The sequence below is a fragment of the Aeromonas sp. PI_26 genome (genome assembly GCF_027854445.1).
Taxonomy (GTDB): domain Bacteria; phylum Pseudomonadota; class Gammaproteobacteria; order Enterobacterales; family Aeromonadaceae; genus Aeromonas; species Aeromonas veronii.
The window spans coordinates 113201-139840 of sequence record NZ_JAJNOE010000004.1 but is presented as its reverse complement, the minus strand read 5'-3'; the positions used below and the strand labels follow the sequence as shown (position 1 = coordinate 139840).

The window sequence follows — 26640 nt, the reverse complement described above, 5'->3', positions numbered from 1 at the left end:
AGAACCTGCAAATGAATGGCGCGATTAGGCTCCGCTTTTAATGCCATGAGAACAAATTAATCGCCGCCAACAGCCGACATGGAACGAAAATGATTTCGGTGCCGCGAAACCGGCCACTAGCCGGCTTGATTGAGACAGCTGATAATTTGCGCACAGACAAAATCGACTTCATCATTCGACAAATCGAAATACATCGGCAAACGAACGATTGAATCGGTGAAATGATCCGCATTGGGCAGTGAACGACCATCATGCAGTCCCTGAAAATAAGAGCTGCGATGCAAAGATTGGTAATGAAAAACGGCTTTAATCCCGGCTAATTCCAGATATTGAATTAACTGACTACGCTGTTGAAGGCTGGCACAGTCCAGGTAAAACATGTGCGCATTGTTGGTGGCATAGTCAGGGATTGATGGCAATTTAATCCCATAAGCGCCGACCACGGGTGTCAATGCCTGCAGATAGCGATGCCATATTTCAAGCCGACGTCTTTGGATTGCGTCCAACTGCTCCAACTGCGCATACAGATAGGCGGCAATGATATCGGAGGGTAAAAAAGATGAGCCAATATCGACCCAACCGTATTTATCAACCTCGCCACGAAAGAACGAGCTACGGTTAGTTCCCTTCTCGCGAATTATCTCAGCACGCTGTATATACTGCTTATTATTGATAACCAGTAGACCACCTTCACCGGAAATAATGTTTTTGGTCTCGTGGAATGAAAATGTAGATAGACAACCGATGCTGCCCAATGGGCGTGATTTATAAAACGAGTCGATCGCTTGGGCTGCATCCTCAACGACTGGGATCTTATATCGCCCAGCCACTGACATGATCGCATCCATATCACAGGCCACACCGGCATAGTGAACAACCACGATCGCGCGTGTTCTGGGAGTAATCAGCGCTTCAATTTGCTTCGGGTCAATGTTCGGATGTTCGGGATAAGAATCCGCAAAGACAATTTTGGCTCCACGCAGGACAAACGCATTGACCGTGGAAACAAATGTATAACTTGGTGCAATCACCTCATCACCAGATTTAATATTGAGCAAAATCGCAGCCATTTCCAAGGCATCGGTACAGGAAGTGGTCAGCAGTACTTTGCCAAAGTCATAACGCGACTCCAAATAATTGTGACATTTACGAGTGAACACACCATCACCCGATATCTTGCCGCTGGCAACTGATTCAGCAATATAGACCAACTCACGGCCATGCAAATAGGGTTTGTTAAATGGCACCATATTCATTTGAATCTCGTTCTGAGTTTTGTAATCACCATTAAATCACCATCGTTTGTCTCTAAACAATCTAATCGCAGAAGGCCTTTACCACAAACAACAACTGGCATATTACCATCAAAATAAATTATCTTCCCAGGTGCTCGGTTTTCAATGATGAGATCTTTAACTAAAGTAGCACTTTTCACTCTAATTAACTCACCATTAACACTTGTAGATGCACCAAGATAGGGATATCCAACGCTGTTTACTAGCAACTGTATTTGTTCAGCATCCATACTCCAATTAATGGCGTAATCATCACTGTCTCTCCATAAACTATACGTAGCCAACGCTTCGTCCTGAGGTGTACCTTTTAATTCATTCCTAATGAATAAGTCGTATATTGTTTTTGCGACAACATAATAAGCGTCACCAACTTTACCAATGGCATTCTCAATTAAAATCGGATACTCGACAGGTATTTTTAATTGATGGATTATATCACCACAATCATATTTATCAGCCGCACTTAATGCTGTCACCCCTATAAAACGATCTTTATTCAATAAAGCCGTAACCAAAGGGTTAAATCCTCTATATCTAGGCAACAATGAGTCATGAAACACTATTAGCGCTGACGATGGCATGTCATAAATCATCCGTTGCCATCCTGCAGCTATAGCAAGCCCAAAATCATTATCACCATCAGACATATCATACGAATATTGAATCCCTTCCTTTTTACAAAATAATTCAATCTCTCCCGAAAAATCATTTTTAACATGAACATCTTTGCCTATAACAACAAAAACATCATCAGTTTTTTCCTTTACCCCTTGTATTGCCCTCAATCCTTTTAACCCTGCAGCCAGAATTTTTACTTTATTTGATGAGGCTAAATACATATGAAAAACCTTTTATAAAACTCAGTTCATCAGACTAAAAACGACTTTCACAGACACAGAAAGCACATGATCACTAACATAACGTTGCATTATCTCAAGCGAGCCATCCAATTAATCATCATCGATTGTTACCTCTAAATTAAGATTCATATTATAATTCACCCCAATCGACTATAGATGACACTTGGAAAGCTAGCCATTAAAAATCGCACGCCAATCATTAACCAACTGATTAACAGTAAAATAATCGTGTATGATTTTAGCATTCTGTGATTGATAGCCAATGCTTAGTAAAGCCGCATTAATCTGCTCAACTGAAAAAACATCAACCCCCATACAAATAAAAAACTGTCTTGATGTAGTCTCTGCATGCATAGCTACCGGGATACCTCGTCCAAGTAGAGAAATAATATTTCCCATACCATGCTGACGCCAAGAAGGCATAATCGCAAAATCAATTCCATTCAAAAAATGTTCATACTTTTCTCTTGAGAAGAAATCCAGCATTGGATTAAACCGTTCCCCGAGGATCGCATCACCAATAGCGATCACCTCTGTCACATAGTCAGAATTTTTAGGGTAAGCCAAAGGAGAAAAAACAGTCACATTTTTAATATCTGCAAAGTATTTAATCCAGTACGCATGATTATTTTCTACAACGCCGGAGTGCCCAAGCATGACATTCAGTGACTGAGCGTCGCCGTCACAATCGCTATGAGGGTCATACATCGGCCCACAATAAACATTACTTGGGTAAAAGAAACAAGAATAACTATTGCCACGAGCCATATATCTTTTCCTGACAATTTCAATATCTCCAGGAACATATGATATTAACCCAGCTACATTATTTATGACTTTTCTATGGTTAAGTGAATATTGGTCATAATAATAAAAATCCCCCCCCCACATTACCCAGAAAGATTTGTCAAGCCAGCTTTTATTTTGCACGAGAAGATCATTCACCTTTTGCCGCCATAGACCGTGCAGTATTATTTTTTCCGCCACATAAAAATAGGAGGCAAGGGTTACAAAATCTTCATCACGATACAAAAACTCGACTGGGTGATGAGGTTGCAAACCATATTGATACTTAGGACTGGTGATAAAAACAAACCGATGCTGCCTGATATCAAAATGCTCAATCATGAAATCAATGAATGGTGGCATAAATTTTTCCATTATCATGACATGCAAAATCATAACTTACCTCACAACATTTTGATGACCAGATACATGTCTTCGCACCGACGGAATGATTTTAACCATTTACAAAACCTAAAGCAGTTCCTCACGAAGAACTCGGGCAAATGATATTTATCAACAACTAACTTCACATTTTTATTATGATGACATTTTCTGACATCGCTCACTTCCAACCCTAGATATTTCTCACTAATATAGTGATGTGATTTTTTTACTTGTTATTAAATTAAGTGTCTTTAATCCTGTTGTTGGCCTATTGATAACCTTCAGAAAGAATTTTGCCATCAGCTAGTTCAACCTTGGCAAAAGCGGTAACAAATAATGAGGTTCAAAAAGGCCACAATAGTATGGTGCTTGAATTATAATTCAACCACCTGGCTTGGCCACCCGTATCAATTCATCAATACAAGCGGCAACATCCTGAACATGCTCAAGTGTCTGATATGTAGTCACTACATCGAACGTATTGTCCTCGAAGTACAGTTTTTCATCAAGACCATATTTAATTCTATCTTTAAACTCAGATTAATTTTGCTCTTCTTCAATTCGCATCTTGATACATTCAAGTTTCCAGCTTTCTGGTTCAACACCGCAAACATTATACCCCAGATTCAAACTACGAAAGAAAAATGAACCGACTCCGGCGGCCATGCCAAGAATACAACCATGAACATCCCCAAAATGTTCTAGATCACGCCAACGTCCATTGAGATCATTTTCAAAATCAGACCAGGAATTAATGACATCATCCAAGTATTTTTCGTTCCTAAGGCAAAAATTGATTAACGACTCTTCGTAAAAATGCTCTCTGAGGAATTGTTCGTTCTTACTTGACATGATTTAGTAGCTATTCTGGATACTGGAAGATGTTTTGCAAGAATAATTCAATTGTTACGGCTCGAAGTATTTTATTGCTTCGATTCAGATTTTTCTTCAAATGTGGCACAAGATACATTTCATGCCAATCTTCATCAATGAAATTCCGATATAAAGCGGTTGGTGAATTTAGTATCCTATCGATCTTGACAGCGATATCAGGCTCTCTTATCCAGCTAATATAATCGGTATAGTTCTCAGTGGCACACAAAGGCATTACAACCTCTGGATTATTATTTATTGTTCTACCTGTTTTTTGCCACGGAATAGTCTTATAAAACTCAGGAAATTGATTAAGCAACATCGTTGAATATAGTTTATTTTCAAGTCGATACTCATCATTAATGCTGAATACAAACTCGATCAGCTCATTATCTAAAAATGGCTTTTTATGTTCCAGCCAGGGCGATGAAGCCAAAGTTCCCATATTGGTAAACCGTCTGACCCGATTCATCAAGAGATTTGGCTCAACATGCGGAATATCATAGAACGATGATTCAATATCGGCTAAATGAACATATTGTCCATAATATTTTTCCGCAATACCTTTATTGATTCGTTGGTTAGTGGTGTCAGTATGCAAAAAACTTGGACCCAAAATGGCATCACCAGAATAACCATTTATAACAAAACGCCCCTGCTTGGTAATATCATCAACAAATTCACAGCCATGCATATGTTGCATATCCAATAGACCATCGGTCAACAAAATTGTCGGAATTCTTTTTTCAAACCAATTATCCGGTGTGAGCTCATGGATCACATGTGGCCACTTGACTATATCTGTTACCTGCTGCGCCAACACTATATCTGCGCAAGCTTTCGTCCCGAAGGTATAACAGCGACCTTGATAGTCAGGATGTGCACGGTGTGTTGCCGCTAATAGCATCCTTGAATCCAGTCCACCACTGATTGGAAATACCAAAGACTCTGTTAAGTCCACTCGGCGTCCAACAGCTCGTTCGACAATTTCACCTAAAGCATCCACAGCATCATCGAATGATAGATTACGCTGTTTTATATCAGCCCAGGACCAATAGTGGTAGCTGTGCAGTTTATCGGCATCTATGTCGTAAGTCAGCAGTGTGGCTGGGGGTAATAAGCTTACTCCTTCGAAATAGCTAATATCACCGACCAGATACCCCAAGTCCATAAAACAGGATAGCGCTTGTGTATTTAGTTCTTTTTCAAAAAAAACCATTGGCAGAAATGCTTTTATTTCACTTGCCCATGCAAAATAGCCATTTTTATGGTAAAAAAATAGGCCTCGCATACCATTTCTATCCGATATCAGGACTAGCTTTTTTTTATGACGATCATATAGCACAGCACAAAATATTCCATCAAGGCTGGCAAGCATCTCGGCAAGAACCTGATTTTGGTAGCCCCAAATTAGAGCATGATTTAGATCATGAAATTGTCGCTGATAATGATGAGCCGTCTCTGCCAGGTTATATATGCAACCCTCAACCCAGATGTTCAGCCAACCTGATTCGTCTTGATGCGTCATTTTTTCATAGAATGCAAAGCACCTGACGGCTGCTAGTCTCTCATCCTGATATTCATGCTCAACAGTAACTGGGTATAGTTTTTCTTGCATACGAATAATACGACTTAACTCGTCTGTATTTGTATGGTGTTTTTTTATATGACCGAACAATCCAGGCATAATGGGCTCATTATTGGCAATAGATGTTATTTAAAATTACCGTTACTCAGCTGATTCTGAATTTCATTTATAATATTTTCTGTTTGCATCTGCCAAGTGAAATTGGACTTAGCATATTTTACTAACTGGGTAGACAGATCATCCTGCACCTGCGCTATATATTGCTCATAGATAGTGATCAAATTGATAGGGCTTTCATCTGCTGACTGACGCCAGGCTCCTTCCAGTTGAGCGTCACTGAAACTGTCCTGGAGGCTATAAATAAATGGCAGACCATAAAACATGAATTCACGATGCTTTAGCGCCTCTGCATAGGTAATACCTGTGCGGTGACAACCTAATGTTCCGAGGCCCAAGTGCACACTTGCATAACGATTGGCAAGAAGCTGCGGCTCCAAAGCTCCGGTAAACGTCACATACTTGGCGACCCCCAATTCTTGGGCCTGTTGCGCTAATTGTGCAGATGCAGGCCCCTGACCAACAAGGAATAATTGCAGATCGACATCCGGGTAGGCTTTGACGAAATTGGGTATCAGCGGTAATAGGCGGTCATAACCATGCCAGCGCGCCAGATAGCCGACCCCCAGCAGATGGAATGCTTTGCGGATATCCTGCTTTGGCTCTGGCGCTTGTGGTTCAACCCAAGTGGCCCCGTTACCCATCTTGCAGAGAGGTCTACCTTGCAATGTGGCTCCTGGCGCGACTCGGCTGGGGGTAAAGAATCCGGCTACAAGCGGGGCCAATTGCAGAAAAAATACCTGATCTGTATTGGCCACTAATACTGGTAGTTCATTCTGATATTCCAGCGTGTACATCTCAATAAACAAGGGCACAGCCATCTCGCGCAGTCGACGAGCCAATTGTACTAGTTCATCGTTATGCATCGGGTTGTAACGGACGTAGGCCCACTCGAACGAGCGTGCCATCACCTGCTGCCCAGCAATCCACTCAGCAACATGTACAAAGAAGTCCCCGGGGGCAACCGCAGTCGTGATGATTTCACGCTGGACTTCGCTCCCCGCCTCGAACACCAAGCGTACTATGTTCGGGCCATCGCCGCAGATCATATGTACCCGTTTGTGATTTAGACTAAAACCCTGCGCCTGAGCCAGCACCTTGCGCATAACGCCCAGGTGCCCACGTGTTTTAAGATTCACGTTATAGATAGCTAAAATTGATCCATACCCCGCCATTATGCCTCCGAAGCATAAAATGCATCTACTGACTGACGTGCCGACTCCAATTCAGTGGCGATCTGCAATGCCGTTACCCCGTCGATAGTCTGTGGTAGCAGATTCCAGAATAGATCGGTTAACAGCTCGTCATGTGCCACCTCAGTTGAGGTAACATCAAACAGGTGAGGAACCACGATCAGACGAATTGCAGTGGTCGACTCAGACAGAGGCACAGTGTTAACGCACTCGGGCCAGTCCCGGATACTCTTCGACAAGGTCTCATACAGTGCAGGAGCCAGCACAAAACGGTGACTCTTTACATTAAATTGACCACAACTGACGATAAAACGACACAAGCTATTGTGTTGTCTTGCTGTGGACATATCAGACCTTGCCACGGCGCTCATATCTAGCAGGTAAACTCCGGGTGGTACCATGACCTGCAGCAACTTTTGCTTGCCACTACCGCGCTCAGGAAAGGCTACCCCCTGATAACGCCCACCGATACCAGTGGCCGCATCTTGTAAACCTCGTTGCATGGCAACAAGCAATTCGTCCATAGCATTCAAATGCTGGAAGGTGATATTGCGTGCCAAGCTGCGCTGTAAATAATGTTTGACCTGATGGGGAGGATAGCGAACAGGATGCTTTGCGAAGAAACTCAGCTTGTTACGCCAGTAGTAGTAACGAGGTAATGTATTAGTCGCATTAGCACCACCTCCCTTGTGCAAAGCCTGTAGTCTTGGCTGTGCGACTACACGCCAACCAGCATCCTTGACTCGTACACACCAATCAATGTCATCCCAATAAAGGAAAAAGTCCTCATCAAATACACCCACCCGTTCGATGATTTCAGCTTTTGTCATCAGACAACAAGCGGGCACATAATCACAATCCACCGGTTCCATCGCTATCGAGGAATAGGATTCACCCGCAAAATTAAGGTGAAAACTAAAGGTAGCATCCTTTAAAGATACGTTGGAGCCGACCTCCTGTACCACCTCCGGATTATCCATTTTACATATTGCTGGTCCGATAACACCTATATCTTTGTTGTTAGCCAGTAAATCCATCATCCCAACTAGGGTGTTTGGTAGTACGACAGCATCATTATCTAGTAGCGCAATATAACGATACCCCATTTTTTGGGCTTGGCGCATACCATGAGCAAATCCCCCAGAGCCACCAACGTTTTCTTTTAATATTTCAAGTCTAATATTAGGATAGTATTGACGGATCAATGTTGCAGAGTCATCTGTTGATGCGTTATCTACAACAAAAATATCCGCCAGTTCACCCGCTGTATTTTGTACTGATTCGATCGCCCCGAGCACATAATTTTGCTTATTAAAATTACAGATAACCACACAGATTGGTTTCATTTTATTTCTCACCGGCTAACACTTATCTATCAAATACTAAAAGCTAGTATGCCGTGCATATTTTATAGAAAAAATTTAATGCATTGCTCACCGCATCATCCATATCGAAATAGCGATACTCGGCAAGGCGGCCCAAAGCAAGCAGTTGCGGGAACTGGGCCAATTCATCGCGGCAAGCCTGATACTGCTGTTTAGCTGAATCGGTAAACAGCGGGTAGTAAGGCTCTAGCCCCTGGTCCGGCTGATAGTCACAGGGATATTCATAAACGATGCTGGTACCGGGATGTACCTGCCTGCTGAAATGCTTGAACTCGGTGATCCGCGTGAAGGCTTCTTCATTCGGATAATTGACGGTAGTGACCGGTTGAAATTGTTCCTGCGCCAGATGGCGATGCTCAAAACGCAGTGAACGGTATGGCAGGTAATTCCCCTCTGCCGGCAACAGATGATCCAGCATCCCGGTATAGACCAAGGGGCCGTCAAACGGCTCGCCATCCAGCAGCACCCGCTTCTGCTGCCAATCCAGCCTGACGTGCTGTGCCATTGGGGTCGACAGCTTCACGTCAATCAAGGGGTGCGCAAGTATGCGCTCAAAGATGGCGGTATAGCCTGCGGCCGGCACCGCCTGCCAGGGGTCAGTGAAATAGCGATCATCCCGACTCACCACCACGGGCACTCGCGCCGTCACCTCGGGGGAGATCTGGTCTGGCGCAACCCCCCACTGTTTGCTGGTGTAGTTAACAAAGGCTTTCTGATAGATGAAATCAGCCAATTCAACCAGCAGGGGATGCGCCTCTTTGCGTAGCTCTAGGATCGGTACTCTGGCCCCATCACCAAACCGGGTGCGCAGGGCATCAATCATGGTGGCAGCTTTGTCGGCCTGGAAGCAACGTTCGATGCTGGTCAGGTTGAACGGGATCGGCACCAACTGCCCGTCAATGCGTGACAACACACGATGCTCATAAGGCAGCCACTCGGTAAACTGCGACAAGTAGTCCCACACCTCCTTGTTGTCGGTATGGAAGAGGTGTGGCCCATAGCGATGGACCAATACACCATGCTCATCATACTCGTCAAAGCAGTTGCCACCGATATGATCGCGCTGCTCCAGCACAAGTACCTTCCAACCGAGCTGGCTGGCCATTCGCTCAGCCATGACGGCACCGGAAAGCCCGGCGCCAATGATTATCGCCTGATAACTCATGCCGCCTCTCCAAACAATTGTTGCATGACCCGAGCAGGATGAGCTCGCTGCACCCACGCCAGTTGATGTCGCTCATCGAAGAACCAGCCTGGCGCCAGCTTCGCTACCTCGGTAACTGACTGTTCGATAAGCTGCGTGAAGCGGGCAACGTCATACTGCCGCAGAAAGTAGAGTGCGGCAGAGTAATAGTGATGGGCACGCCCCTGGGCAATGGCCACGGGATCCGCCCCAAACGCAGCGGCGTTATCACAGGCGCGCAGCAGATCGCGCAGCGACTGCTCACGACGTTCTGCCGATTTGCGGGTCTGTCCACCAAAGCTCTGGGTATGGAAGCGATAGCGGCCCAATAATTCGGGGATAAAATCCAGCGTCCCCGGATTGTGGGAGAGGTTCAAGATGTGCCAGGGATAATCGAGGATGATCTTGCACCCCTCATCGATGGCATTTTCCATCCCTTCATAACGGCGAAACATTATGGAACTGGCATTGACGAACACCCCGAAGCGGATCAATGCCTCCCGTGTCATCACGGATTCAAGATAGCGGGCATTGTAATAATCGCGGGTGAATAGCTTGATCCGTGCGCCAGTTTCATCATCAAACATCTCCGCTTCGTGGTAGCAAAGCGTGCAGTCAGTGTGCAAATCAAGATAATCGGCCTGGCTCTGCAGCTTGCCCGGCAGAGCAAGATCATCCCCGTCGACATAGGCGATGTATTCAGCGGTAGCCTCTCTCAGCAAGCGTTTCTGGGTCTTGGCCAACCCCATATTCTGCGCATTCTGTAGTGCCTTGAGTTGCGGCCACTGCTGTGCCAGCCGATGCATAATGGCCCAGGAGTCATCGCTCGAGCCGTCATCAATGGCAATGACCTCAAAATCGAAATTGGTTTGCTGTTCCAGCAGACTAAGCAGACAGGGCTCGATAAAGCGCCCTAGGTTATACACCGGCACCAGTACGCTGACTTTCATAGAGAATCCAGAAGTAGAGTAAAAAAGAAGCGAATTAGAGAATTCGGACAAGGCTACCGCACGGTCTCTGTCAACCCTTCCTGCCCTTCATGGCAATATTTACTGCAAGAGCCGTGCCTGACCAAGCTAATTCATTGATATGACTTGATTTATGTGACCTGGAATCCACTATTCAATACGGTCAAGCTGACGGCTGCAGGCCACCAGCATGTCGATGCCATCCCAGAGCCATTCGAATGCCAGCGCTTGTCCCGGACTTGCCACCCTATCGATACGGCAGCAAGGCGACAGCAGTAGCGCATACTCAAGCCGCATTTTATCTGGCCCAACCCAGACACAGGTCTGCATATCCCAAGGTTGTAACAGCAACTCATCAAGAGTATCGGCAACGAATTCTGCAACTGTACCTCCTCCGATGTGTTCAAGCCGCAAAGAGGCGGTGGGAGTCAATAAGGTGACGCCAGCAAAGGTCTCCTGCTGCATCTGACCATCGAGAGCGGCATTTTGTTGACAATTGATGAGGCGTTCCATCATCAGGGCAGGGCTGCTTGCAAAGGGGGCAAAGACGGCTTCGAGCAAACGACGTCGCAACACACTATCGGGAGCGCCCAACCAGCAAATCGTGGTGGGCGAGGCGCAGGCTTGCTGATTGAAGCGAGTAAAGTCTTGTTGCAAAGCCGCAACCAATTGCCGCCATGCGGCCGCATCCAGGTTGGCGAGCCATTGGCTATCCAACACCGCCATGGAGCGGCGATCCGGAAACACGATTTCCTGAGCGCGGGGTGAAAGCGGAATAGCCCTTACCCGACCGATGGTTTCATCACCGCCCCAAATGATGCGAAGGCGGCACCGGGCCGACAGCCAGGCGGTGACCCGTTCGTCATGGTCATACCGGATAAAACGGGTACGCGAGGCAATCTCTTGCCACTCGGGCAGAGAGAAAAGCTCGTTCAGGATGGTCAGCATGGCCTCTTGCACCGGGTCGATGCGCGATGAGAGGCGAACCACGGAACCATTGCCCATCAGTAGCGCCATGATCCAGGAGTAGAACGCGACGGTCGGCACGTTGGAGGGGACCAGATGAAAAACCATCCCCAGCGGAGCGCGTCCTGCCATGCGTTTGCGCTGTACCTCAATCTGGCGAGGCCGCAACCAAAAACCAAAGGCGGCTAAATCCGGATTCGCTCGTCCCTCCTGCTGCAGACGTGCAGAGAGCGCGGCCACAAAGTCACCTATTACGGGCGCAAAGCTTGGCTGCGGGCGAGTAACAAAACCTTGCCAGTCAATGACGGGAGCCACGAAAGCGACCTCGGGCCCAGCTTGCCATATGGCATCTTCTGCATCTGACCGGATCACTGGAAAGTGTCGCTGCATCCCCTCACCTCGGCGCCTTGCTGACGCCCTGATACATGAAAATAACGGCCGAGACGTCCGCAGGGGCAATCATCCTCACCCAGCAGCACACCGAGATCCTCGCTGAGCAAACTGTGGCCTGGATAACTTTGGGGAATGGCAGAGATCACCTGCAACAAGCCTGGCTTGCCGATCCCGAGCGGTCGATGGGTCAGCGGATCCCGCACCAGCAGATCGGCAAAGAGGGGAGCATGAAGATGGCCCTGCTCGCACTCAACAAATACCGACCCCACCTGCTCCACCATGCCATAGAAGTTGTACACCCGACTCAGCCCCAGCTGTTCATGGCAGCGCTGCTTGAAGGCAGGATTATCCACCGCGAGGTGTTGCAGCTTCTTCCAGCCACCGCTGTGAAAAAGCGTGCCCTGCGTCAGCGGCAGTTGCAGACCTCGCTCACGCAGCGGTTCCAGCAGACATTGCCAGACCATGAAGGTAAAGCCGAACAACAGGACCGGCTGGCCCGCATATTTGTCACAAAACGCCTCGATGACCGGCCAGTTGGGCCGCATCTGCTCGTCGAGGGCATAGGTATGGTCTCGCCCAAGGAAGGAGAGCCCCAGCGCACCGGCGCCGCGGGCGGAAAAACCGCTGCGGTTTTGAATCAGGGCGGGTTGCTCCACCAGCAGCATGGGCAGCCGCTGCTTGCCGACGAACTCTTGCAGGATCTTCACCAGCACCTTGCTCTGCAACGCGGCGGTATCCCGATCCAGCACGATCCGTGACGGCGTTCCGGTAGTGCCAGAGGAGGTGAGCACCTTGAATACCTCTTCTTGCGGCACGCTCTGCCATTGGGCCAATTTGAACAGGCGGGCGGCCAGATAAGGAAGCTCTTGATAGGTCGAGGCCTGACCCCAGCCAAACGCCGACAGAATATTGGCAAAAGCTGGACACCCCTGCGCATGGCGCTGCGTCAATTCATTCAGGCGAGCAAGGAGCAACCCACTTTTTTCATGTTGAGACAGCCCGAAAACCGGCGCATCAAACAGCCTGTTCATAGCTGCTCCAGTTGTGTTAACAGGGCCGGATAATCGATCTTCATATTGCTGCGTCGTGGCAAATGATGCCGATAAATGCGAACGCTTGATGGCGGCACCATCAGCCAGCGGGCCAGCTCCAGCTGCAGTGCGTCACTGGGGCACGCGTCTGCCTCGATGGCCACCAGCAGGCAATCATCACGGCCGGTCGCAGCGCAGGAATAGCCCCTCCCCTGCAACCAGGTTTCCACTTCAGCCAAGCTCACCCGTTTGCCAAACAGCTTCAGGAAACGGTTGAGTCGTCCGGTCAGATAGAATCGGCCCGACTCATCACAACGAGCCAGATCGCCGGTAAAGAGCGCATCCATATCACGCCCCCGAGCCAGATCTTCAGGGCGCTCCGCATAGCCCAACATCACATTTGGCCCTTGGTAAACCAGCTCTCCCTCCCCGTCGGGAAAGCCGGACTCATGACGAAGAGAGAGGCACCCGCCCGGTACGGCACGGCCGATCGCATCCGGAGCAACAATCACTTCATCGTGAGCCAACCAGGCGATGCGCGGCGCCGCTTCGGTCTGACCATACATCACGAAAAAACGGCGTCCCAGCGCAGCTGCCTGTTCGGCAAATTGCTTTGCCAGTGCCGGCTCAAGCCGTCCTCCGGCCTGGGTCAGCGTCATCAGGCTGGGATAGCGGGTCCAGTCAAAACGCAAGCGGTTAAGCATCTGAAAGGTAAACGGGACCCCCGCCACGCTAGTGACCTGATGACGATTTACCTCATCCCAGAATTGGCGCTCAAGGGGACTGGCAGTGCATGAAACCAGAGAGGCGCCAACCAAAAGATGGCTGTTAAGTACCGACATCCCGAAGGAGTAAAAAAGTGGCAACGAGGTGATGGCTCGCTCACCCCCGTTCAGCGCCAGATATTCGGCGATGGCCGCGGCATTGGCATCAAGATTGGTTCGCGACAATCGCACCCATTTGCAGGAGCCGGTACTGCCCGATGTCGGCAGCAGCAAGGCCAACTCAGGGTGAAACGAGGGCGCATCGCCAAGATGCGCAACTGCCCCATCCTCCAACACCCGCAGACTGACACCAAAGCGCTGGCACTGCTCATGGTGCAACTGGGCATCCTGTGCAGGATCGGCCAACATGATGGCGTGGCCATCACGCAGGGCCAGCAAGTAGTGAAGCAGATGCAGGGTGGACGTCACAAATGGCAGGTAGACCAAATGACGACCGACGGGATAGGTGGTAGCCAACTGCGCCACACGCCGAGCCAGCTCACCATAACTGAGCCACCCCTCTTGCGGGTCTCGCCAGGCGGGCTCGTCATTACTTTCAACCAGATGCGTCAACAAATCAGGCTGGCTCAAATCACCATCCCCCCATCGACCCCAATCACCTGCCCGGTCACATAGCTCGACAAGTCGGATGCGAGAAACAGGGCCACCTTGGCCACTTCTTCTGGCGTACCAATCCGCCCCATTGCGATGCTGGCCACCCGCTCGGCAAACTTATCTTGCGGGATGGCGTGGGCCATATCGGTATCGATAAAACCGGGAGCAATCGCATTGACCCGGATCTGGCTGGCGGCCAGCTCCTTGGCCAGTGACTGGGTAATGCCAATCACCGCCGCCTTGCTGCCGGCATAGCAGCTGAGCCCAGCAGTCCCCACTTGCCCCATCAGGGAGGCGAGATTGATGATGCTGCCGCCACCACTGCGCGGCATCAGGCGGGCGGCATACTGGCTGCAATAGATCACACTAAAGGTATTGTTGCTGAATGTCTTTTGCAGATGGGTCTGGTTCGCCATCCCCAATAACGCCTCTTCCAGCATGCCGGCATTGTTGACCAGCACGTCCAGCTGGCGAGTCTGAGCAAACAGCTGCTGAAAGGCCTGCTTGACCGCCGACGGATCAGCCACATCAAAGCAGAGAGGCTGGCAAGGCACGCCAAACTCGGAACCAATCGCGGTCGCCAGCAGGCTCATCGTTACCTCATCACGGCCTCCCAGCCACAGTTCAGCCCCCTGAGAGGCAAACTGGCGGGCGATGGCAAGCCCGATGCCACGCCCGGCACCGGTGATCAACACCCGCTTGCCCTGCAACAGTCCCTGCATCAGAAAGCGACCCCGTATTTGGCCAGGATCTCCCGCGCCTTGACGACCGAACTCATGTCGATAATGTCATCGGTGTCGAGCAATACACCGTAGTTATCCTCCAACTGGGCGATCAGCCCCATGTGGGCGACGGAATCCCACTGCGGGATGCTGTTGTAAGCCAGCCCATCGCTGACGCTGCCGATATCAATACCCAAAGCCTCGGCAAAAACCTGTTCCAATGCGATTGTCATCTGAAAAATCTCCGTAGCCGCTCACGGGCGGTATAGTAATTCGCCGGCAGCAGTTCCAATGCAAAAAATCCGTTATCTTGTCCTATCTGGCGGTAACCCAGTTGTTCATTCAAGCGCAGGGCCGAGCGATTGTTCTCCCGAACCAGGGTGCGGATACAACCGATGTGCAGCTCATCAAAACCCTGATCAAGCTGGGTTAAAGCAGCAGCAACGGCCAACATGGGATGCCGCACGCCTGAGTTGCCCAGATAGAGTCCCGCATCGGCAATCACCTGACCCTGCAGCTTGCCCTGGCACTCACCTTTCAGATTGACGTAACCCGCTCGCACGCCCTTGCACCAGAGCACCCAGTGCTGCTGATCCTGTCGTTCACGGGTGGCGACAAACCATTGGCGCTGTTGCCGTGGTGAGATATGCGTCTGGGATACCATCTGCATTCGCACCTCATCCTTATTGCGCCAACGTCGCAAGGCAGGAAGATCCCACGGCTCTATCGGGCGTAACTCAACGCCATAGCTCATCTTAAACGCCATCCACTTTCATGACCTGTCTCTCTTATCGACCACACTGCTGCCATTCCGTAGCAAAAATCGATAATACAAGCAGAAAAACCAGTATAATATCAAAAATAATCAAAGAGTTGTCATCGATTATCCTGGCTTTGGCCAGTCATTGATCCAGCAGAGAGAACCCATCATGGCCATCGCCATTATCCCAGCCCGGGGTGGCAGCAAACGCATTCCACGCAAGAATATCCGTCCCTTCTGCGGCCAACCCATGCTCGCCTATGCCATCCTGGCGGCGCAAAAATCTGGCTGTTTCAGCAAGGTGGTGGTCTCCACCGATGGTGAGGAGATTGCCAAGGTTGCTCGTCAACTGGGCGCGGATGTGCCATTTCTGCGGCCAGCCAACCTCGCCGATGATCACACAGGTACCACCCCTGTGGTGATCGACACCATCCAGCGACTCGACCAGCTCGGCATCCAGGCAGAGCACTACTGCTGCATCTATGCCACAGTGCCGCTGATCCAGGCGGCCGACCTGCGCGCCGCCCACGATCGCCTGCTCGCCAGCAAGGCCCCCTTCGTCTACATGGTGGCTGAATTCGGCTTTCCTATCCAGCGCGCCGTGCGCATGGATGAGCAGGGCCGGGTCACTCCCTTCTGGCCGGAGCAGATGGCGAAACGCTCTCAGGATCTGGAGCCTGCCTATCAGGATGCCGGCCAGTTCTATTGGGGGACGCGGGCTGCCTGGTTGGGCGGGATCAGCCCCGTCGGTGGAGAGGGGATCGGCCATATTCTGCCAAGACACAGGGTGGTCGATATCGATACGCCGGAAGATTGGCATCTGGCTGAACTGCTTTATCAGGTGCTGGGTCAAGATGGTGTTTAAGGTTGCCTTCCGGCTCGATGCCGGGGCAGAGATCGGGTTGGGCCATCTGATGCGCTGTCTGGCCATTGCCGATCGGCTGAAAACGGCTGGCGCCGAGTGCCACTTTCTCTGCCATCAGCTACCGGCCCACCTGTTGCCACTGCTGCAATCCCACCAGCATTACCCTCTTTGCGCTCTGGACGACGCAGGCCCCTTGCCCATCTTGCGTCCGGAGTGGCTGGTGTGTGATCACTACCAGATTGATCGACAGATCGAGCAGACACTGGCAATGCACTGTGGTCAGTTGCTGGTGATCGACGATCTGGCCGATCGCCCTCATCATGGTCAGTTGCTGCTGGATCAGGGGCCACTGCGCAGCGCCGCCGATTACCAGTCACTCGTCCCTGCCGACTGTCGGCTGCTGCTGGGCACCGACTATGCCCTGCTGCGCCCCGCCTATCGCCAGCTTGCACGCCAAAAGGTCAGCCGGTGGCAACGTGGCCTCATCTGCTTTGGCGGCGCTGATCCGGCCGGAGCCTGTCTCACGACCCTCAACAGCCTGACGCGGCTGCCCTGGGCCCGCACCATCCGCTGGACCTTGGTGGCGGGCGGCGCCAATCCGTTCTGGCCCGAGCTGGAGCAGAGAGTGGCCGAACTGACCGACCTCGACCTAGTGCTGCTGCGCCAGAGCGACCAAATGGCGCAACTGATGCAACAACACGACTTCGCCATTGGCGCTGCGGGCGGCATGACCTGGGAGCGAGCCTGTCTCGGCCTGCCGACCCTGGCGGTGCCCATCGTCGACAATCAGCAGTTCAACGACCAGGTGATCGCCCGCTTCCAGTTGGCCGAGCGGCTGACTCTGAGCGAGCTGGCCGAGCCTGAGCTGCTGCTGCAAGCCCTGCAACGACTTGAATGGCAAGCAGATGACTATCGACGCCGCGGCCAGCAACAGGTGGATGGGCTGGGGCTGGATCGGCTCACCGCCTGGTTGCTGCAACAATCGGATTATCAACTGTTGCCATATGGCCATCAGTGGCAACTACGCCATGACGACCAACTGCTACTCACCCTGACGCTGAACGGCCAGCGGCTGACATGGCAAGCCACCCGGTCACTTCAGCCCACGGAGTGGCAAGAGCTGGCACATCGCTTGCAGATAATTTTCTCCCCATTTCCCCTCTATCTTGCCGAGCCACCGCAGATAGCGCCCCCTGCCCCTTGGCAACCGGCGCCGCAAGGCTGGCAACTTGGCATAGGAATCTGAACACAGATGCAGATCGATCATCGCTCCATCAACCAGGAACAGGCTCCCTATGTGATTGCCGAACTGTCGGCCAACCACAATGGCAATCTGGACCGCGCCCTGGCCATTATGACCGCCGCCAAAGCAGCGGGTGCCAGCGCCGTCAAGCTGCAAACCTACCGCCCGGATACCATCACCCTCAAAAGTGATCGACCGGAATTTCAGATCCACGGCGGTTTGTGGGATGGCCACAGCCTCTATGACCTTTATGAGTGGGCGCACACTCCCTGGGAGTGGCACCAGGCGCTGTTTGCCAAAGGGCGCGAGCTGGGGCTGACGGTCTTTAGCAGCCCGTTCGATTTCAGTGCGGTGGACTTGCTTGAATCACTGGACTGCCCGGCCTACAAAATCGCCTCCTTCGAGCTGGTGGATCTGCCCCTCATTCGCTATACCGCCCAGACCGGCAAGCCGCTTATCATGTCCACCGGCATGGCGGACGAGGCCGAGATCGCCGCCGCGGTCGAGATGGCACTCAAGCACGGCAACGGCCAGCTGGCGCTGCTGCACTGCGTCAGCGGCTATCCGGCGCCGGCGGCCGAATATAACCTGCGTACCATCCCCATGTTGCGCCAGCGCTTCGGGGTCGAGGTGGGGCTCTCCGATCACACCCTGGGGTCGGCCACAGCCATCGCCGCTACCGCGCTCGGGGCCACCCTTATCGAGAAACACTTCACCCTGGCCCGCGCCGACGGCGGGCCGGATTGCGCCTTCTCAATGGAACCGGCCGAACTCACCGAGCTGGTAACCTCGGTCAATACCGCCCATGCCGCCCTCGGAGTGGCCGATTACCATCTCACAGCCAGTGAACAGGGTAACCGCGCTTTTCGCCGCTCCCTCTATCTGGTCAAGGAGATGGCAGCTGGCGAGGTGCTCACCGCAGAGCACATCAAATCGGTGCGCCCCGCCCTCGGCCTGCCCCCGGCCGATTACGATCGGCTCATCGGCAAGCAGGTCAACCGCGACATGGCAGCCAATCAGCCTCTCAACTGGGATTGGATTGCACAAGATGAATGAAGATCTGCTGCGCCATCATCTGGCGATAATCGAACAGCGTTGGCCACAGCTTGCTGCCCACCTCACGGTGACACAGCTGGGCGATCTGCAGGTGGAGTTGTGTGAAGGCCTCAGCAGCACACTGCTGGTCAATGGCATCCAGCTCACCAGCCGGCACGATCGGGTGAAGGAGGCCGAACTGCAAGCGGCAACTCTTCCCGATGTACCCGTGCTGCACCTTTATGGCACCGGACTCGGCGATCTGCAGAAGGTGTTGCTGACACGCCCCCGGTTAGAAACCCTCCATGTCCATATCATGCACCACAATCTCTTCACTCTGGTGCTGGCCTTGCTCGAGCACGACGAGTGGCTGCAAGACCCCCGGGTAGAGCTGAGCCTCGCGGCCGATGAACAGGAGATTGTCCTCCCCTTCTTCGCCCTCCCCAGCGAACTGGAGCTGGCCGAAGATGCGGCCTGCCGCATTCGTGGTCGACTGGTGAGCGAAGTGATGGCGACTTACACCAAGCAACGCTTCGTCCCGGACTTGCCGCGCATTACCGGGCGACTGACCGAGAATCTTCCACTTGTGGGTGAAGATGGCGATGTTGCCACGCTTTTTGGCTCACACCCGGATGCTACTGCACTGGTCATCGCCAGCGGTCCCAGCCTGCAACACCACCTCCCTCGCCTTGCAGGCTTGTTGCAGCAACATCCCGAGTGGAAGGTACTCTGTGTCGATACTGCGCTCGCCCCTCTGCGACAATACGGCATCAGTGTGGATCTGGTCGTAACTATCGACGACGCTCTGACTCCGGATCGACTGGCAAGCCAAGGGCTCACTTCGGTTCCTCTGGTATATGCCCCCATGGTGCCCCATGAGACGCTTGCAAGTTGGCAAGGGCCGCGTTTTACCGCCTACTCCATCAGCCCCGTGTATGAGCAACTTCGTCACACTCATCCCAAAGGGTTACTCCATCAAGGAGGCAGCGTGATCCATCCCACCGTCGATCTCGCCGTCAAGATGGGTTGTAGAGAGATCATTCTGCTCGGCTGTGACTTCGCCTTCCCCGGTGGCCAGACCCATACCGGCTGGGATGATGGTGCTTTGGGTCCTGTTGCCAGCCAGGCCCTCAGCTGGGTACTGGATGGCCATGGTCAGCGCGTCAGCACCAACCCCAATTTCACCACCTATCAGATCGAGCTTGAGCGCTATATGGCAAGCCACCCGGAAGTCAAATTCTGGAACAGCAGCCGCGACGGTGCGGCCCTGCTCGGTTGTGACTATCATCCGGAGCTGATGCCATGACCATCACAGAGCAGTGCATTGCACTGGCACACCATTTTCGCCTTGGCCTTCATGTTGAAAGTGCGCTGCAGCTACCGGCTCTGGTAGAGCAGGCATTGCATGCTCTACCTCCGGAGCACCAAGGCGATGCCGTGACCATAGTGAGTGCCCTGCTGGCTTGCCAGGAGCGCCATGACTGGTTGGGATTGGCAGACTGGCTTGAAGTTGAGTTCGCGACTCTTCTTACAACGCCAGAAAAATAATAATGCTGAGCGGGTGAAACGAAAGGAATTTCATATGCGAGCATGATAAAAAACTTGCTCGCAGTAACACCCCAAACGCATGTCACGTTTGGGGCCACAGTTTCTAAATGATAGCTGATAAGTGATTTAGAACACCACATGTATAACGTGACAATAGATACACGTTATAACACACCACTACTTAAATATATTGAGACCTATAAAATAGGCTGTATCATGTCGTTCCAATGCTCCAGCATAAATATGTTTGGCATCAGTAAAAAACCGCTCCAATATAGTGATTGTAGAGTTTAACTTTTCTGTCAGCACATCATCAGAGTCATTGATATGAGCCATCATCAAACTGATGATATTGGCATAAAAATAATTTATTGATCCTATCAACACACGGTAAAGATGACTATCACGACTCATGAACAAATACAGCAGATAATCATGATGGCGTTGCATCATCGATTGAATTGCGTTGTGTTCACGAGGAACTGCTTTCCAATCATCAAGCAGTTTATTAACTACATCATTAAAAAACGGCACGTTAATGGCAGATTGGAAATCAATACTGGCTACATTAAATGGTTTGAAACAACGTGACAGCAAATCATCAATGAAGGCTCGCTTATTAAAATCTGGCCAAGTGGGGTTGATATGCTCAACCCGACGAGGTTCGGCACCAGCAACATAAGCACCATCACTACTATTGACACAACGTATTTCAGGATTATTTTCCAAAACCTGAGCCATATTGTGAATAGAGAGACCAAATAAATGATTGATACGGACTTCACCACCAAAGTTACCACGAGCTGGAAATGTCTCGTTCAGATCCTGATGGTATTTTGCCTCCTGCTTTTCATTATAATACAGGCTCAAACTAGAATGATGCTTATCAGCAAACTTATACCCATTGTCAATCCCAAACAGATAGATATCCTTAAAGCCAAGCAACGCTGCGTAATTAAGACCGGTATTCCCAACAAATGGATTAGAGTATTCAATTGAATCAAATTCAAACTGCTTACCAAAGTGAGTGGTCAGCAGTTTATACATGGGCTCATTGGGTTTAAATGCCAACCCGGTTTTGCGGAAAAATGTCTTGCACTCAGGATGAATCACATCCACGCTTAAAAAAACACTATCCTTGAGAAACTCCCCTGCATCCAAAATATGCAAAAAATCTGCTGAACTTTTGGTACGCTCAACAGCAACATAAATATCTGGCTTGATTCCAGCTTTATAAAGTGCACTGACTGCAGTGCCACAGGCAATGATAATAGCCTGACGTTGATGATCTCGAATAAAATCAATGCTCTGATCTAACGATGGCCCGTTTCCAACAACAAATACAGGTATAGTCTCAGATGAAGACGTATCACGTTGGCGCAGAAGAAATGGTGTGCCATCTTGCAGATGACTATGGCTATGAGCTAGAGCAAAGACATTATCATCAAAAAAACCCCAACCCGTACGCAGCAGATAGAACTCATTTTCAACCTGGTTAATAAGCGAATGCAACTTTGGCGAATGATAATGGCAGAATGAAAAATATGCTGCAGACCAGAATGCCCCTTTACGATGAAGCGCTTCCATCATATCGGCTGCTAATAATTTTTCGTCAACTCCTATAAATAAATGCAAGCTTAATGACTCTTGCTCCATATAATCCAGCAAAGAGCACCAATCAAAACAATATAAAGATGCATAAAACATATCAAGATCTGGTTCAAAGGCGAACAAATTCTTGACTTTGCATCGCTCGTATAAATAGCCCAGTTGATAACCCAAACCTATTCCATACATCAAGGATAATGGGATATCCATTGATAGTGCACTCTTGAGTGATAACCCTTCGAGCGTTGATTGTTGTTTAAGCTTGGATATTTCGTTGTTATATTTTATATGTATTTGGTCATCAAAATACCATTGTGGTGCAAAATCAATACATTGCAAAATACTTTGTTCAATTACTTCATTAATTTGTGATTCAGCATCTGCGAATGGATCGTCACCGTATAACGAAACTTGCTCATCAAGCCACAATATATTAGGGATACCATTTTCATTGCAAAAAAAACGGAATGGCCGTACTGGTTGATATGATTCAAAAAAATCATATATACTTGGCATGAATTTTTTAAAGGCATCCATGTTCATTGCAAAACGAACAGGCAATACCTCCAACATAGCAATTTCCTGTTGCTTTTGCCTCTCAAGGCGCACAAGTTCACTCTCGATATTTGTAATTTCTTGTTTAATATCCATGTATGCCTAACCTGCGTTCAGCTTGTACATATCAGATGCTCGACCTGCTTTTGAAAATTTCCACAAAGCTGCTTCTGTCTGATTCTTTGCATGTTCTATCAGCTCATGTAGGGTTTGAAACTGCACCAATGCTTGTTGGTGATCCATGTCAAGAACCACATGTGGAGGGATATTCTGGAAAACAGCATCAAGGAGAATGAGATAATGGTCGATCAACTGTTCAGCCGTTTGCACATCCTCCTGTTCGAACAAGGTCAGTAACTCTTGACCTGCTGCGATTAATTCTGGCAAACGGTTATTGCTCATTCGGTTCCGCCCACTTTTTGTTGAGCCAAGGCCTTATCTCGCTCCTCGACAGGAATAGCATCCCAACCGCTTTTAACTGTCAGCATCAGATTCATAACCTCATCGACAGCTGTGATATCCATATCACGGCTGGCATCCATCATCCTAGCTTTCATGTAGTCATAAAGCGCAGAAAGGTCTTCGGGAACCTTACCATAAGAGAGATCAAGTGAATCTTGCAGCCCGTTGATAATGGCCATTGCTTTAGAGATAGACTGGGATTTTTGCTCAAAATCTCGACGTTCGATAGCACCACGAGCCTGAGCCAAGCGCTCCAGGCAACCTTGCATCAAAAGTTGAATCACGCGGTAAGGATCGGCTACTGCCAATTCGGATTGCAGATTCTGGGTGGTATAGGCCTTTATATTTTTATGATACATATGAAACACCACTCATGACTTCACATTAACTATTGTTTGTATTTAGCATACTTAAATATGAGGCAGATTTATTCATCTTGGCCAACATAGCATCCAGACTTCCGTAACGGGCCCGCAAGGTCTCTTCATACTTGGTCAGCTGAGTGGCAACATCTGACTCCTTACGACCCACTTCGCGCAGATCGGAATTCAAAGAGTCTTCCCGTTTCGCCAACAAACCACCGGTCTTGGAGTAGGTTTCCAGCTGGCTGGCCAGCTGACCGGCGATCCCATCCTTACCGCCAAAAACTGCCACTACCTGATCGAAATTCTTGTCGATGGCCTCGTTGAACTTGGTATCGTCGATAGACAATACCCCTTTGTTATCCATCTTTATGCCCATCTGAAAAATCGTTTTATAAGTAGAGGAGTTTTTCGAAGGCTCGGTGATGATGCCATTCATCATATTGACTACGGCACGCGTCGTTGCATCGCCCGCCAGAGCCCCACCATCATTCTTGCTCTTCCCTTCAACGATCGTATTACGCTTGCCGAGCTCATTGCTCTTCTTCACCAGCGCGTTGTAACCGTCGACAAAGCCTTTGACCATGTCCTTTATGCCAGCCTTGTCGGTGGTCACGTCAACCTTGTTAGAGCTGTAGGTCTTGACCGGATTACCGCTGGCATCGGTAGAGGTTGTGCTATCCGACTCCCGCAACACGGTCAGTTTAAGTCCGACAATGGTGCCATCGAAGGTATTGGATGAACTGGTCAGAGTATTTCCATCAACGGTGATCTTGGCATCTTGAGCATCTTGGCGCTTGGTCAGTTTGGATACGAGATTATCGGTCAGGTCGGTAGTACTGCCAGTGATCTGCAGATCCTTGCCGCTGCCGCTTACCCCGGAATCGATCATCAGCTTGGATTTACCATCGGAGGTATTGACTATATTGACGCTCAAACCGAAATTGTCGGCGTCATTGTTGATGCGTTTACGGATGGACTGTAGTGAATCCCCTGCTTTCACATCGACATCGAAGGTCTTGTCACCAGCCTTGAAGGTCAGCTTCCCATCCTCAGTGATAAGGGGAGTCGTCGATGAGTCGAAAGTACCGTCAAATTTACTGGTCTTCGCCAATTGTTCGACGCTGATATCATATTGCCCGTTGGAAGCCCCCGCCTTGCTCTCCACCTTGAGAACGGGTTTGTCCTTGTCTTGGGTAATATTAATCGAGCGTTTGTTGAACGCATCATCTTTGGACATGGCCTGAAGTGTCGTCACAAACGAGGCGATGGCCGACTTCAACTGTCCAACCCCGGAGAGAGTGATCTGGGCATTGGTCTTTTTGGTGGTGATGGGCTGCATCAGTTGCGCCTTCTTGGCATTGACGCTCGCGGCAATGACAGACTCCAAGTCCAGCTGTGAACCCGCACCAGCAGACGTAATCGTGGCCATTCTCACTCTCCTCGTAAAACTTGCGTATTAAATCTCTTTATCAAGCAATAATCCGACTCTTGAGCCACCACCTATAACATCAACTTCACGCAGATCCTTGAGCCGCTTGCTGATAGCCAGCAACTCTTCACTTGGGATCTGGCGGATCATTGACTTGGTATTGGCGTCCATCACCTTGATAACAACTTGCTCGAGATCCTTTTCGACGCTGAAGTTGACGGTCCATCCCTGCAACTTGCTGAACTCCTGCAAGTTTTGTACCTCTTTTTCAATATCCTTATCTGAGACATCGGATTTGCGAACCTTCTCTTTGGCTCGCTCCTCTTGTTGTTTTTCCACATCCTGTGTCATCACCCGCTGCTCTTCCGCCATGCCAGATAGCACTTGAGCGGCCGATTGGCCGCTCTTGCTACTTGACTGAAGAGAAGAAGGAGTGACCGATGAGGGAATTCCAATGTCATTGGCCATATCGTCGCTCCTTTTCTATCTCATCACTACCCGTTAACCCAACAGGGACAGCGCAGATTGCGGTCTTTGGTTAGCTTGCGCCAGGATACTTGAAGCAGCCTGCTGCAGGATGTTCTGCTTGGTCAGGTTGGCGGTTTCTGTCGCAAAGTCCGCATCACGAATACGCGAACGTGCTGCACTCAAGTTCTCGGACACGTTGGACTGGTTGCGAATGGTCGAGTCGAAACGGTTCTGGACCGCACCAAGCTCTGCACGTTTGCTATCAACCGCCTTGATCATGTAGTCGAGGTTGGCCATAGCAGACTGGGCACCACTGGCTGTTTTGATACTGTTCATGTTGGCAACAGTTACAGCAGTTGTCGCAGCGGTTACCTTGTACGGCTCTTTACTACCAGTAGAACCGGCGGCGATGGTGGCACTGCCTTTTGATGCGCCAGCAATACCGCTAATGGTAAAGGCACTGGTCATCTTGAAGGTAATGGTCTGGGTAGCATCCGCACCGACCTGGAATGAGCCCTTATATTTACCGTCCAGCAACTTCTGACCACCGAACGTGGTATCACTGGAGATGCGATCGATCTCGGTTGTCAGTTGATCGTACTCTTGCTGCAATGCAACGCGGTCATCCGTATTGTTGGAACCGTTGGCTGATTGCTGCGCCAGAGTCCGCATCCGCTGCAACATGGAGGTTATTTCATCCATGGCCCCTTCTGCGGTCTGGGCTACAGAAATACCATCGTTTGCGTTGCGATTACCCTGGTTCAAGCCGTTAACCTGTGAAGTCAAACGGTTGGAGATCTGCAAGCCAGCAGCATCGTCTTTGGCGGTGTTGATGCGAAGACCGGATGCCAATCTGGTATAGGAGGTATCCAGAGACTTGTTGGTATTCATCAAGTTACGCTGGGCGTTCAATGATGAAATGTTGGTGTTGATATACATGGCCATAAAATATTCTCCCGAAGAACATGCGACTGCAGGTTGCGTCGTCTAAACAACACGACGTCCCACCGTTTGAAGAGCAGGTTGAACATGCCTGTCTCTTCAGGCGGGTGTCTGTTTGAACGAACAGGCCACCCGCAGTAGTGCAAACGTTGGATTCCGAACACCCCTCGATTGCTTCACTTTATTTAACGGCAGCGCAGATACAAGCTTTAGGAAAATTGTTGCCTAAAGCGGCAA

Annotated in this window: 27 protein-coding genes; 5 read left to right on the top strand and 22 right to left on the bottom strand. The window is 50.1% G+C overall.

Going from position 1 to position 26640, the window contains the following annotated elements; translation table 11 throughout:
* Window positions 1-116: 116 nt before the first annotated feature.
* The 16 genes from rffA to LRL22_RS06645 form a co-directional block, all read right to left on the bottom strand.
* Window positions 117-1256, bottom strand: coding sequence for a dTDP-4-amino-4,6-dideoxygalactose transaminase (rffA, locus tag LRL22_RS06715; protein ID WP_270905010.1), 1140 nt, complete (start codon window positions 1254-1256; stop codon window positions 117-119).
* Window positions 1253-2134, bottom strand: coding sequence for a methionyl-tRNA formyltransferase (locus tag LRL22_RS06710; protein WP_270905009.1), 882 nt, complete (start codon window positions 2132-2134; stop codon window positions 1253-1255). Before LRL22_RS06710 ends, rffA begins: the two co-directional genes overlap by 4 nt.
* Window positions 2135-2326: 192 nt before the next feature.
* The gene (locus LRL22_RS06705; RefSeq protein ID WP_270905008.1) at window positions 2327-3304 is read right to left on the bottom strand and encodes a TDP-N-acetylfucosamine:lipid II N-acetylfucosaminyltransferase; all 978 of its coding nucleotides are present in this window, start codon (window positions 3302-3304) and stop codon (window positions 2327-2329) included.
* A 402-nt stretch (window positions 3305-3706) separates the two neighbouring features.
* Complete coding sequence (locus LRL22_RS20440) at window positions 3707-3823, bottom strand: methyltransferase domain-containing protein (protein ID WP_219925286.1); 117 nt, start codon at window positions 3821-3823, stop codon at window positions 3707-3709.
* Window positions 3824-3865: 42 nt separating this feature from the next.
* On the bottom strand, window positions 3866-4093 hold the full coding sequence (locus LRL22_RS06700) for a hypothetical protein (protein WP_270905007.1): 228 nt from the start codon (window positions 4091-4093) through the stop codon (window positions 3866-3868).
* A gap of 94 nt (window positions 4094-4187) precedes the next feature.
* Complete coding sequence (locus LRL22_RS06695) at window positions 4188-5885, bottom strand: asparagine synthase-related protein (protein ID WP_270905006.1); 1698 nt, start codon at window positions 5883-5885, stop codon at window positions 4188-4190.
* A gap of 26 nt (window positions 5886-5911) precedes the next feature.
* On the bottom strand, window positions 5912-7078 hold the full coding sequence (locus LRL22_RS06690) for a glycosyltransferase (RefSeq protein ID WP_270905005.1): 1167 nt from the start codon (window positions 7076-7078) through the stop codon (window positions 5912-5914).
* Entirely contained in the window at window positions 7078-8442 is a 1365-nt protein-coding gene (locus LRL22_RS06685; RefSeq protein WP_270905004.1) for a glycosyltransferase family 2 protein, read from the bottom strand. Before LRL22_RS06685 ends, LRL22_RS06690 begins: the two co-directional genes overlap by 1 nt.
* Before the next feature lie 43 nt (window positions 8443-8485).
* Window positions 8486-9646: a UDP-galactopyranose mutase gene (gene glf / locus LRL22_RS06680; RefSeq protein ID WP_270905003.1), complete on the bottom strand. Its 1161-nt coding sequence runs from the start codon at window positions 9644-9646 to the stop codon at window positions 8486-8488.
* Window positions 9643-10614, bottom strand: coding sequence for a glycosyltransferase family 2 protein (locus tag LRL22_RS06675; protein ID WP_270905002.1), 972 nt, complete (start codon window positions 10612-10614; stop codon window positions 9643-9645). The genes glf and LRL22_RS06675 overlap by 4 nt, the downstream gene beginning before the upstream one ends.
* A gap of 168 nt (window positions 10615-10782) precedes the next feature.
* Window positions 10783-11988, bottom strand: coding sequence for an acyl-CoA reductase (locus tag LRL22_RS06670; RefSeq protein WP_270905001.1), 1206 nt, complete (start codon window positions 11986-11988; stop codon window positions 10783-10785).
* Window positions 11967-13022 carry a LuxE/PaaK family acyltransferase gene (locus LRL22_RS06665; RefSeq protein WP_040067207.1) on the bottom strand — a complete coding sequence of 352 codons (1056 nt, stop codon included), beginning with the start codon at window positions 13020-13022 and terminating at the stop codon, window positions 11967-11969. Before LRL22_RS06665 ends, LRL22_RS06670 begins: the two co-directional genes overlap by 22 nt.
* Window positions 13019-14377, bottom strand: coding sequence for an AMP-binding protein (locus tag LRL22_RS06660; RefSeq protein ID WP_216950529.1), 1359 nt, complete (start codon window positions 14375-14377; stop codon window positions 13019-13021). Before LRL22_RS06660 ends, LRL22_RS06665 begins: the two co-directional genes overlap by 4 nt.
* Window positions 14374-15123, bottom strand: a complete 750-nt coding sequence (locus LRL22_RS06655) for an SDR family NAD(P)-dependent oxidoreductase (protein WP_204383489.1) — start codon at window positions 15121-15123, stop codon at window positions 14374-14376. Before LRL22_RS06655 ends, LRL22_RS06660 begins: the two co-directional genes overlap by 4 nt.
* Window positions 15123-15356 carry an acyl carrier protein gene (locus tag LRL22_RS06650; protein ID WP_120413983.1) on the bottom strand — a complete coding sequence of 78 codons (234 nt, stop codon included), beginning with the start codon at window positions 15354-15356 and terminating at the stop codon, window positions 15123-15125. Before LRL22_RS06650 ends, LRL22_RS06655 begins: the two co-directional genes overlap by 1 nt.
* Entirely contained in the window at window positions 15353-15889 is a 537-nt protein-coding gene (locus LRL22_RS06645) for a GNAT family N-acetyltransferase (RefSeq protein WP_270905000.1), read from the bottom strand. Before LRL22_RS06645 ends, LRL22_RS06650 begins: the two co-directional genes overlap by 4 nt.
* Window positions 15890-16052: 163 nt before the next feature.
* Between LRL22_RS06645 and pseF the strand changes: the two genes are divergently transcribed.
* The 5 genes from pseF to LRL22_RS06620 are packed head-to-tail and all read left to right on the top strand — an operon-like array spanning window position 16053 to window position 20574.
* On the top strand, window positions 16053-16748 hold the full coding sequence (gene pseF / locus LRL22_RS06640) for a pseudaminic acid cytidylyltransferase (RefSeq protein WP_270904999.1): 696 nt from the start codon (window positions 16053-16055) through the stop codon (window positions 16746-16748).
* On the top strand, window positions 16738-17994 hold the full coding sequence (gene pseG, locus LRL22_RS06635; RefSeq protein WP_216961998.1) for a UDP-2,4-diacetamido-2,4,6-trideoxy-beta-L-altropyranose hydrolase: 1257 nt from the start codon (window positions 16738-16740) through the stop codon (window positions 17992-17994). Before pseF ends, pseG begins: the two co-directional genes overlap by 11 nt.
* Before the next feature lie 6 nt (window positions 17995-18000).
* A complete protein-coding gene (gene pseI, locus LRL22_RS06630; protein ID WP_120413980.1) occupies window positions 18001-19047 on the top strand; it encodes a pseudaminic acid synthase in 1047 nt (348 codons plus the stop codon).
* Window positions 19040-20332, top strand: a complete 1293-nt coding sequence (locus LRL22_RS06625) for a motility associated factor glycosyltransferase family protein (RefSeq protein ID WP_216961994.1) — start codon at window positions 19040-19042, stop codon at window positions 20330-20332. Before pseI ends, LRL22_RS06625 begins: the two co-directional genes overlap by 8 nt.
* Window positions 20329-20574 carry a hypothetical protein gene (locus tag LRL22_RS06620; protein WP_021230845.1) on the top strand — a complete coding sequence of 82 codons (246 nt, stop codon included), beginning with the start codon at window positions 20329-20331 and terminating at the stop codon, window positions 20572-20574. Before LRL22_RS06625 ends, LRL22_RS06620 begins: the two co-directional genes overlap by 4 nt.
* 177 nt (window positions 20575-20751) lie before the next feature.
* Here LRL22_RS06620 and LRL22_RS06615 read toward each other — a convergent pair whose 3' ends face one another.
* The 6 genes from LRL22_RS06615 to flaB are packed head-to-tail and all read right to left on the bottom strand — an operon-like array spanning window position 20752 to window position 26406.
* Window positions 20752-22833, bottom strand: coding sequence for a motility associated factor glycosyltransferase family protein (locus tag LRL22_RS06615; RefSeq protein WP_158109318.1), 2082 nt, complete (start codon window positions 22831-22833; stop codon window positions 20752-20754).
* Between the two features lie 6 nt (window positions 22834-22839).
* Window positions 22840-23139: a hypothetical protein gene (locus LRL22_RS06610; protein ID WP_019446038.1), complete on the bottom strand. Its 300-nt coding sequence runs from the start codon at window positions 23137-23139 to the stop codon at window positions 22840-22842.
* Window positions 23136-23558, bottom strand: a complete 423-nt coding sequence (fliS, locus tag LRL22_RS06605; protein ID WP_019446039.1) for a flagellar export chaperone FliS — start codon at window positions 23556-23558, stop codon at window positions 23136-23138. The genes LRL22_RS06610 and fliS overlap by 4 nt, the downstream gene beginning before the upstream one ends.
* Window positions 23559-23583: 25 nt before the next feature.
* Window positions 23584-24993 carry a flagellar filament capping protein FliD gene (fliD, locus tag LRL22_RS06600; protein WP_158112304.1) on the bottom strand — a complete coding sequence of 470 codons (1410 nt, stop codon included), beginning with the start codon at window positions 24991-24993 and terminating at the stop codon, window positions 23584-23586.
* A 27-nt stretch (window positions 24994-25020) separates the two neighbouring features.
* Entirely contained in the window at window positions 25021-25461 is a 441-nt protein-coding gene (locus tag LRL22_RS06595) for a flagellar protein FlaG (RefSeq protein WP_019446041.1), read from the bottom strand.
* A gap of 33 nt (window positions 25462-25494) precedes the next feature.
* Window positions 25495-26406, bottom strand: coding sequence for a flagellin B (gene flaB, locus LRL22_RS06590; protein ID WP_019446042.1), 912 nt, complete (start codon window positions 26404-26406; stop codon window positions 25495-25497).
* Between the last annotated feature and the right edge of the window lie 234 nt (window positions 26407-26640).

Coding starts and splice junctions, on each gene's coding strand:
- rffA (WP_270905010.1), bottom strand. CDS start 1,256: ATGAATATGGTGCCATTTAACAAACCCTATTTGCATGGCCGTGAGTTG.
- flaB (WP_019446042.1), bottom strand. CDS start 26,406: ATGGCCATGTATATCAACACCAACATTTCATCATTGAACGCCCAGCGT.
- LRL22_RS06675 (WP_270905002.1), bottom strand. CDS start 10,614: ATGAAAGTCAGCGTACTGGTGCCGGTGTATAACCTAGGGCGCTTTATC.
- LRL22_RS06705 (WP_270905008.1), bottom strand. CDS start 3,304: ATGCCACCATTCATTGATTTCATGATTGAGCATTTTGATATCAGGCAG.
- fliD (WP_158112304.1), bottom strand. CDS start 24,993: ATGGCCACGATTACGTCTGCTGGTGCGGGTTCACAGCTGGACTTGGAG.
- LRL22_RS06625 (WP_216961994.1), top strand. CDS start 19,040: ATGAATGAAGATCTGCTGCGCCATCATCTGGCGATAATCGAACAGCGT.
- LRL22_RS06645 (WP_270905000.1), bottom strand. CDS start 15,889: ATGGCGTTTAAGATGAGCTATGGCGTTGAGTTACGCCCGATAGAGCCG.
- glf (WP_270905003.1), bottom strand. CDS start 9,646: ATGAGTTATCAGGCGATAATCATTGGCGCCGGGCTTTCCGGTGCCGTC.
- pseF (WP_270904999.1), top strand. CDS start 16,053: ATGGCCATCGCCATTATCCCAGCCCGGGGTGGCAGCAAACGCATTCCA.
- pseG (WP_216961998.1), top strand. CDS start 16,738: ATGGTGTTTAAGGTTGCCTTCCGGCTCGATGCCGGGGCAGAGATCGGG.
- LRL22_RS06655 (WP_204383489.1), bottom strand. CDS start 15,123: ATGCAGGGACTGTTGCAGGGCAAGCGGGTGTTGATCACCGGTGCCGGG.
- LRL22_RS06710 (WP_270905009.1), bottom strand. CDS start 2,134: ATGTATTTAGCCTCATCAAATAAAGTAAAAATTCTGGCTGCAGGGTTA.
- LRL22_RS06615 (WP_158109318.1), bottom strand. CDS start 22,833: ATGGATATTAAACAAGAAATTACAAATATCGAGAGTGAACTTGTGCGC.
- LRL22_RS06690 (WP_270905005.1), bottom strand. CDS start 7,078: ATGGCGGGGTATGGATCAATTTTAGCTATCTATAACGTGAATCTTAAA.
- LRL22_RS06595 (WP_019446041.1), bottom strand. CDS start 25,461: ATGGCCAATGACATTGGAATTCCCTCATCGGTCACTCCTTCTTCTCTT.
- LRL22_RS06670 (WP_270905001.1), bottom strand. CDS start 11,988: ATGCAGCGACACTTTCCAGTGATCCGGTCAGATGCAGAAGATGCCATA.
- fliS (WP_019446039.1), bottom strand. CDS start 23,558: ATGTATCATAAAAATATAAAGGCCTATACCACCCAGAATCTGCAATCC.
- pseI (WP_120413980.1), top strand. CDS start 18,001: ATGCAGATCGATCATCGCTCCATCAACCAGGAACAGGCTCCCTATGTG.
- LRL22_RS06665 (WP_040067207.1), bottom strand. CDS start 13,022: ATGAACAGGCTGTTTGATGCGCCGGTTTTCGGGCTGTCTCAACATGAA.
- LRL22_RS06650 (WP_120413983.1), bottom strand. CDS start 15,356: ATGACAATCGCATTGGAACAGGTTTTTGCCGAGGCTTTGGGTATTGAT.
- LRL22_RS06620 (WP_021230845.1), top strand. CDS start 20,329: ATGACCATCACAGAGCAGTGCATTGCACTGGCACACCATTTTCGCCTT.
- LRL22_RS06685 (WP_270905004.1), bottom strand. CDS start 8,442: ATGAAACCAATCTGTGTGGTTATCTGTAATTTTAATAAGCAAAATTAT.
- LRL22_RS06695 (WP_270905006.1), bottom strand. CDS start 5,885: ATGCCTGGATTGTTCGGTCATATAAAAAAACACCATACAAATACAGAC.
- LRL22_RS06610 (WP_019446038.1), bottom strand. CDS start 23,139: ATGAGCAATAACCGTTTGCCAGAATTAATCGCAGCAGGTCAAGAGTTA.